Origin of the sequence: Photobacterium halotolerans DSM 18316 (genome assembly GCF_000425165.1) — a bacterium.
GTDB lineage: Bacteria > Pseudomonadota > Gammaproteobacteria > Enterobacterales > Vibrionaceae > Photobacterium > Photobacterium halotolerans.
Map to the genome: position 1 here is coordinate 389284 of NZ_KE384321.1, position 6379 is coordinate 395662.

The window sequence follows — 6379 nt, forward strand, 5'->3', positions numbered from 1 at the left end:
GAATGTTTTTTATCCTGCTCTGCTTGGCGTCGCTGCAATAGGCGTAAGACGATAAGTCATGCAGAGTCATTATTAGTGTTCCGATTGCAGATTTTTTATCGGTGTTAGAGATACAACCGCGATGACGCGGTGTTACCGGCTGAGTACCGTAGGGTCTTAAAGCCACTTTTAATGGTCTTATACCATCTTTAAGTACAGCTGGCAGATACGTGTAGCCATAGAGCACTCCTGAAACATCCAACCGTGAGGTTGCAACCGTAAATCAGACTTGGGGTCAGGCAGCATCGGTAGAAAATCCAATATTGGCTCACTAAAACAACGACAATAAATGAGTACACAGAATGAAAAGAATGTTGATCAACGCAACTCAGAAGGAAGAGTTGCGCGTCGCATTAGTGGACGGTCAAAAGCTATTCGATCTTGATATCGAAAGCCCAGGACACGAATCTAAGAAAGCAAATATCTACAAAGGCCGCATTACCCGTATCGAACCTAGTCTTGAAGCAGCTTTCGTCGACTATGGTGCCGAGCGTCACGGTTTCCTCCCTCTGAAAGAAATTGCACGCGACTACTTCCCAGCCAACTACACCTATCAGGGTCGTCCTAATATCAAGGAAGTGCTGAAAGAAGGTCAGGAAGTTATCGTTCAAGTGGATAAAGAAGAACGCGGCAACAAAGGGGCTGCGCTGACAACCTTTATCTCTCTGGCGGGAAGTTACCTGGTACTGATGCCAAACAACCCTCGTGCCGGCGGTATCTCGCGCCGAATCGAAGGGGAAGAACGCACCCAACTGAAAGCCGCACTGAGCACCCTGCAGCTACCTGATGGCATGGGCCTGATTGTACGCACTGCTGGCGTGGGCAAATCCGCTGAAGAGCTGGAGTGGGATTTAAACGTACTGCTCAATCACTGGAGCGCAGTGAAAGAAGCCGCCGATGCCCACCCTGCCCCTTTCCTGATCCATCAGGAAAGTAATGTGATTGCCCGTGCTATTCGTGACTATCTGCGCCGTGATATTGGCGAGATTTTGATCGACAGCCCGAAAATCTTCGACCGCGCCCGTGATCACATCAAGCTGATCCGTCCTGATTTTCTGCCTAAAGTAAAACGTTACGAAGGCGAAGTGCCGCTGTTCAGCCACTATCAGATTGAAAGCCAGATTGAATCGGCTTTCCAGCGTGAAGTGCGTCTGCCTTCCGGCGGTTCTGTGGTTATCGACCCGACAGAAGCCCTGACTTCTATCGATATCAACTCAGCCCGCGCCACGAAAGGCGGTGATATCGAAGAAACCGCGCTGCAGACCAACCTGGAAGCGGCCGACGAGATCGCCCGTCAACTGCGTTTGCGCGACTTAGGCGGCCTGGTGGTTATCGACTTCATCGATATGACCCCGGTTCGTCACCAGCGTGAAGTGGAAAACCGCTTGCGCGAAGCCGTGCGAATGGACCGTGCCCGCGTGCAAATCGGCCGTATCTCCCGCTTCGGCCTGCTGGAAATGTCGCGTCAGCGTTTGAGTCCTTCTCTGGCTGAAGCCAGCCACCATGTCTGCCCACGCTGTACAGGTACAGGTGTGGTACGTGATAACGAGTCGCTGTCTCTGTCTATTCTTCGCTTAATTGAAGAAGAAGCACTCAAAGACAACAGCTCTCAGGTACAAGCTATCGTACCGGTTGCTGTCGCGTCCTACCTGCTGAACGAAAAACGTCGCTCTGTACAACACATCGAAAAATATCACGATGTAAGAGTAGTGATCGTTCCTAACGCTGATATTGAAACACCGCATTTTGAAGTGCTGCGTGTGCGTACCGGCGAAGAAAAAGACACCTTGTCTTACCACATTCCGCAAGTGCTGGAAGCCACACGTGAGACAGAAGCTGCGGAAGCGGCACCAGAGCGCGCAACCAAAAAGCGTGAAGAGCCCGTTCTGCAAGGATTCACTGCACCAAAAGCACCCGCACCGGTTGTTAAGCCTGCCCCTGCCGCAGTCTCTGAGCCGACGGTCAAAGCAGAAAGCAAGCCTGGTCTGTTCCAGCGTCTGTTCAGCGCTCTTGCCAGCCTCTTTAGCAGCACGTCTGAAGAGAAGCCGGCAGAGAAGCAAGAGACAACACCTGCCGTACGCCAGGATAACCGACGTGACAACCGTCGTGATAACCGCCGTGGCAAAGACGGCAGCCGTCAGGGCCAGAGCCGTAACCGTCAGGATGATGATCGCGATTCACGCGATGCAAAAGCTGGCGAAAAAGGTCAGCGTCCGCAACGTCGTCGCAATGAGCGTCCTAAGCAAGACCGTAACGCTCAGGCTGAAAAGCCAGCGAAAGCGGCGGCACCGCGCACTATAGCTGATGAAGAAATCAAAGAGCAAAAACGCCAACGCCGCGATGAAGTGCAAAAGCAACGCCGTAAGGAAAAACAGCAACAAGCTGAAACGGCAGAGGTCATTGACACAACAGCGGAAGCGATCACCGACAACGTTGAGCAACCAAAGACCGAGAAGGTAAAACAACGCCGTCAACGTCGCCAGTTGCATAAGAAGATCCGCCTGGAATCTGCAGAACTGCAGCCAGCCGGTGACACAGAGCAAGCACCTGCTGCGGTCAGCGATAACACGCCAAGCCGTGTTAAGAACGTCGGTATCGAAATGGCCAAAGAAGCCAACTCTGCCGCTGAGCTTGAATCTGCCGATGTACAGTCGGAAACAGATGCACAGGAAGGTCAGGAAGGTCAACGCCGTAACCGCCGCTCACCACGACACCTGCGTGCCAGCGGTCAGCGTCGTCGCCGCATCCGCGATACGCGTCCTCAACAGGATGAAGACCAGGTCGATCAGGCTGTCTCTGATGCCATTACCCATGCGGTAGAAGAAGTGTCTGACAGCCTGGGCGAAATGGAAAACGTGGTCTCCATTGTTGAGCGTCCTAAGCGTCGTCCAACTACAGGTGTGGCGTCTCCTGAAATGGCAATGGGTAAAGTCTGGCCTCGTCACGACAAGCCTGCTGTCCATGCAGAAGATACCGCCGCAGAAGATAGCGCTGAAGCAACTGAAACCCTTGCAGCAGCGGTACAGGCTGAGCAATCCGCCGAGGCACAGGCTGCATCACTGAGCGGTGTGGCCATGCCGGAACTGGCAATGGCTAAAGTCATGCCACTTCGTCAGCCTGCAGCGCAAAGCGAGCCAGCACAAACCCGCGTTGAGCAAGCTGAAACCGCACCTGCAACTGTGGCTGAAGCACCGGAAACCACCCAGGTTTCTGAAAGCCCGGCTATCGACGCTGACGTTTCCGAGCCTCTGGTAGCAGAAACTGTCACTGAAGCTGTCGCCGAAACGGTTACGGAAAAGCAGGCAGAAGAAGCCAGTCCGCAAGAGGCGATTGAGTCGCCAGTTGTGGCCCAAGTGGCAGCAGCCGTTAAGCAGCAAGTGACGGCAAGCGCACCTCGCGGGATTCACAGCGTGTCTCCGATGACTAAGGCCCCTGCTCCGCAGCAAGTGCTGGATACGACACCGGTAGCGATTGCACCGTTACGTGCCAGTCTGATTCAAGCCCGTCAGGCAGGCAGTCAGACAGCAACGAGCGTTGCTTCGGCGCCAATGACCAAAGCGGCCTCAGAGACACAAGAGTAATTCTGATACCGCAATAAAGACAAAAAGCCATGCGTTTGCATGGCTTTTTTACTTTCTGTGTTTCGGATTAACGTGCCTCTCCAGCCTGGCCACTTAACTTAGAGCCACGCACAGCTCGCGCCAAATCACCTTTGTTTCAGACCGGCAACTACCCTATCCGCAGCAGCTTCGATCAAATCCAGCACATACTCGAAACCCTCCTCGCCGCCATAATAGGGGTCCGGTACTTCATCTTCCTCAGCATCCGCAAAGGCCAGCAACAAAGACAGCTTAGACAGATGCTCTGCCGGACAGATGGCTGTCAGATCTGATAAATTTTGCCTGTCAGCAACCAGAATTAAATCAAACTTATCGAAATCACCGACAGCTATCTGACGGGCACGAATCCCCTCAAAGCTGTATCCTCTGGCTTCCCCGGCAGCACGCGAACGACTGTCCGGCCGTTTTCCTTCGTGATACCCAATCGTACCTGCAGAATCGATCTCAACCTCGACGCCCGCTTTCACAGCCTTAGCACGTAACACCGCTTCTGCGGTTGGCGAGCGGCAAATATTGCCCATGCAGACTAACAGAACTGATGGTATTTCTTTATTTTTCATGATGCTAACCTCAGTAACCACATAAACGATGTTTTTCTCAAGCTAGAAGCTGCTCACAATATCGGTTGCTTTTTGTTCTAACGATGTGAGAAAAAGAGAAAACAATGAAATTTATCACACAATACAGTAAATTATGTGTGATAATTGGTTCACAAACACCAGACATCAGTGAATTATGAAGTACTATACAGAAATTTCCCATATTGTTCGTGGTGCTATGAACAGTGATAAAAAAGTAGTTTCGGCTTACACCAATCAGCTCGTGGAAAAGCTAGCTGCTGATGGCGAAGTATTAGCAGCAAAAGGGCTAGGCGAACAATTGGTAACTACTCAACATGGCTCTTTATCTGGTGCTTCAGCCTCATTTAGTATGTCTAGGCCTGTCCCTGTAGAAAAGGACAACCGTCTCGCGCTTGCAGATAAAACTCATCCCAGCTTGGAAGAGTCAATTGTATTCTTATCTGAGGACAATGAAGCCACTGTAAGCTCATTTTTGTCCTACCTATTCAAAAAGGAACAGCTCCAAAAATTTGGTATACCTGTTAACCCTACCCTTCTGTTACATGGCAAACCAGGCACAGGTAAAAGTAAGTTAGCTAATTATCTTGCTGCAAAGCTTGAACTACCTTTAATAACAGCAAGAGCTGATGCTCTAATATCATCATATTTGGGCTCTACATCAAAAAACATACGATCCCTTTTGGAGTATGCTCAGAATGAGCCATGTGTATTATTCCTCGATGAGTTTGATGCAATAGCTAAAGCTAGAGATGACAAAAATGAGATAGGTGAGCTTAAGCGAGTAGTCGTTAGTTTACTGCAGAACATTGATAACCTTGGAGATACTATCCTCATCGCTGCAACGAATCACGTACATTTGTTGGATCCTGCTATTGGGAGAAGATTCCATTACAAGTTAGAGTTACTAACTCCAAAAGAAAGAGAGCGCAGAAATCTACTTACCGCTCTCCTAGCAAAATTTGATTTCGACAACGATGGTATGGATATCTGTGTCGCTGCATCTAAAGGCATGACTGGCGCTGAAATTGAAATGGCTACTTACGAATACCTTCGGTTTGCAATTATCAATGATACGGCTCCAAACCATATCGGTCTTCTAAGAGAATTGTTACTTGTGATGCACCCTTGGCTTTCTTTCGAAGGCGATGACTCAAGGTATGAAGGAATATACAAGCTTAAAGAGCTAAATACCGACCTTTTTACAGGTAAGCTTTTATCACAATTATGGGAAATATCACCTAGTTACGTTAGTAGACTATTGAAGGATCATAAATAATGACTAAAAAGTCCAATCCAATAAAGCATGTCGAGTTTTCACCTACTGACTACTATCAGCCCCAAGTCAACCGAGGTGGTAAAAGCACTCCTCTAAAAGAAGTCACGGAAGAGTTTAGATCAAATTTAATCTCATCACTTGATGAAGTAAATCAACTGCTCCACGTTGGTAAAAAAACGATAGGTTTGGACGTTTGTACTGCGATCGTTGAGCTAGAAAGTAACGCGACAGCCAAATCACATAGACCAACTGATGTTTTTAATGATTTTACTTGTCCTTTTTTCGGTGATGTTGGCTACGGACGACTACTCATTCAAGTTAGCAGCCAAGGGATTATAGAACTAAAGAAAAAGATACAAAACACTTATACAAAGTCGGGCATAAAAGCTTTGTCTGCCGTGAAGAGAATTACACAATATGAAGCTCCTGTAACAAAGTCACAAGACAGGAATTCAGCTCTCATTGTGAGATTATTCCGCTTTTCCGATCCTGCTTTGAACGAAGCTATAGATACCAATTTCGAACTAATTTTGAGAGAGCTGGGCTGTGATTGGCAAAAACATCGCTCACGGTAGTGTTCAAAGTTTTGTGTCTTTTCCTACACTTCCTAAAAACGGGAGAGACACATCATGGCTGATAAATACGAAATTGATATCCAGGCATTCGCCAAAGCGCTGCAGTCCGGGCAAAACCTCAATGGCAAGGATGGCCTGCTCACGCCACTGATCAAGCAGATCACCGAAGCCGCATTGGGAGCAGAGCTGGACGAGCACCTGACGAATGAAACTTCTGCCAACCGCAAGAATGGCACCTCCAGAAAGACGGTCAAAACATCGTCAGGTGAATTTGAACTGGAAACGCCG

5 protein-coding genes are annotated in these 6379 nt (G+C 49.0%); 4 read left to right on the plus strand and 1 reads right to left on the minus strand.

The window, feature by feature from the left end; all coding sequences use genetic code 11:
- Positions 1-341 precede the first annotated feature (341 nt).
- Positions 342-3620, plus strand: coding sequence for a ribonuclease E (gene rne / locus H511_RS0117680; protein WP_036759894.1), 3279 nt, complete (start codon positions 342-344; stop codon positions 3618-3620).
- A gap of 125 nt (positions 3621-3745) precedes the next feature.
- Here the strand turns inward: rne and H511_RS0117685 are convergent, their stop codons facing one another.
- On the minus strand, positions 3746-4204 hold the full coding sequence (locus H511_RS0117685) for a low molecular weight protein-tyrosine-phosphatase (RefSeq protein WP_155804942.1): 459 nt from the start codon (positions 4202-4204) through the stop codon (positions 3746-3748).
- A 190-nt stretch (positions 4205-4394) separates the two neighbouring features.
- Between H511_RS0117685 and H511_RS0117690 the strand changes: the two genes are divergently transcribed.
- From H511_RS0117690 to H511_RS0117700, 3 genes are all read left to right on the plus strand, one after another.
- Complete coding sequence (locus tag H511_RS0117690; protein ID WP_027253518.1) at positions 4395-5516, plus strand: AAA family ATPase; 1122 nt, start codon at positions 4395-4397, stop codon at positions 5514-5516.
- Positions 5516-6091 (plus strand): hypothetical protein, encoded by a 576-nt coding sequence (locus H511_RS0117695; RefSeq protein ID WP_027253519.1) that lies wholly within the window; start codon positions 5516-5518, stop codon positions 6089-6091. The genes H511_RS0117690 and H511_RS0117695 overlap by 1 nt, the downstream gene beginning before the upstream one ends.
- Positions 6092-6145: 54 nt before the next feature.
- On the plus strand, positions 6146-6379 hold a 234-nt coding region (locus H511_RS0117700), incomplete at its 3' end, for a transposase (RefSeq protein ID WP_027253520.1).

Excerpts from the sequence above, each read along its gene's own strand:
- rne (WP_036759894.1), top strand. The coding sequence starts at position 342 with ATGAAAAGAATGTTGATCAACGCAACTCAGAAGGAAGAGTTGCGCGTC.
- H511_RS0117690 (WP_027253518.1), top strand. The coding sequence starts at position 4,395 with ATGAAGTACTATACAGAAATTTCCCATATTGTTCGTGGTGCTATGAAC.
- H511_RS0117695 (WP_027253519.1), top strand. The coding sequence starts at position 5,516 with ATGACTAAAAAGTCCAATCCAATAAAGCATGTCGAGTTTTCACCTACT.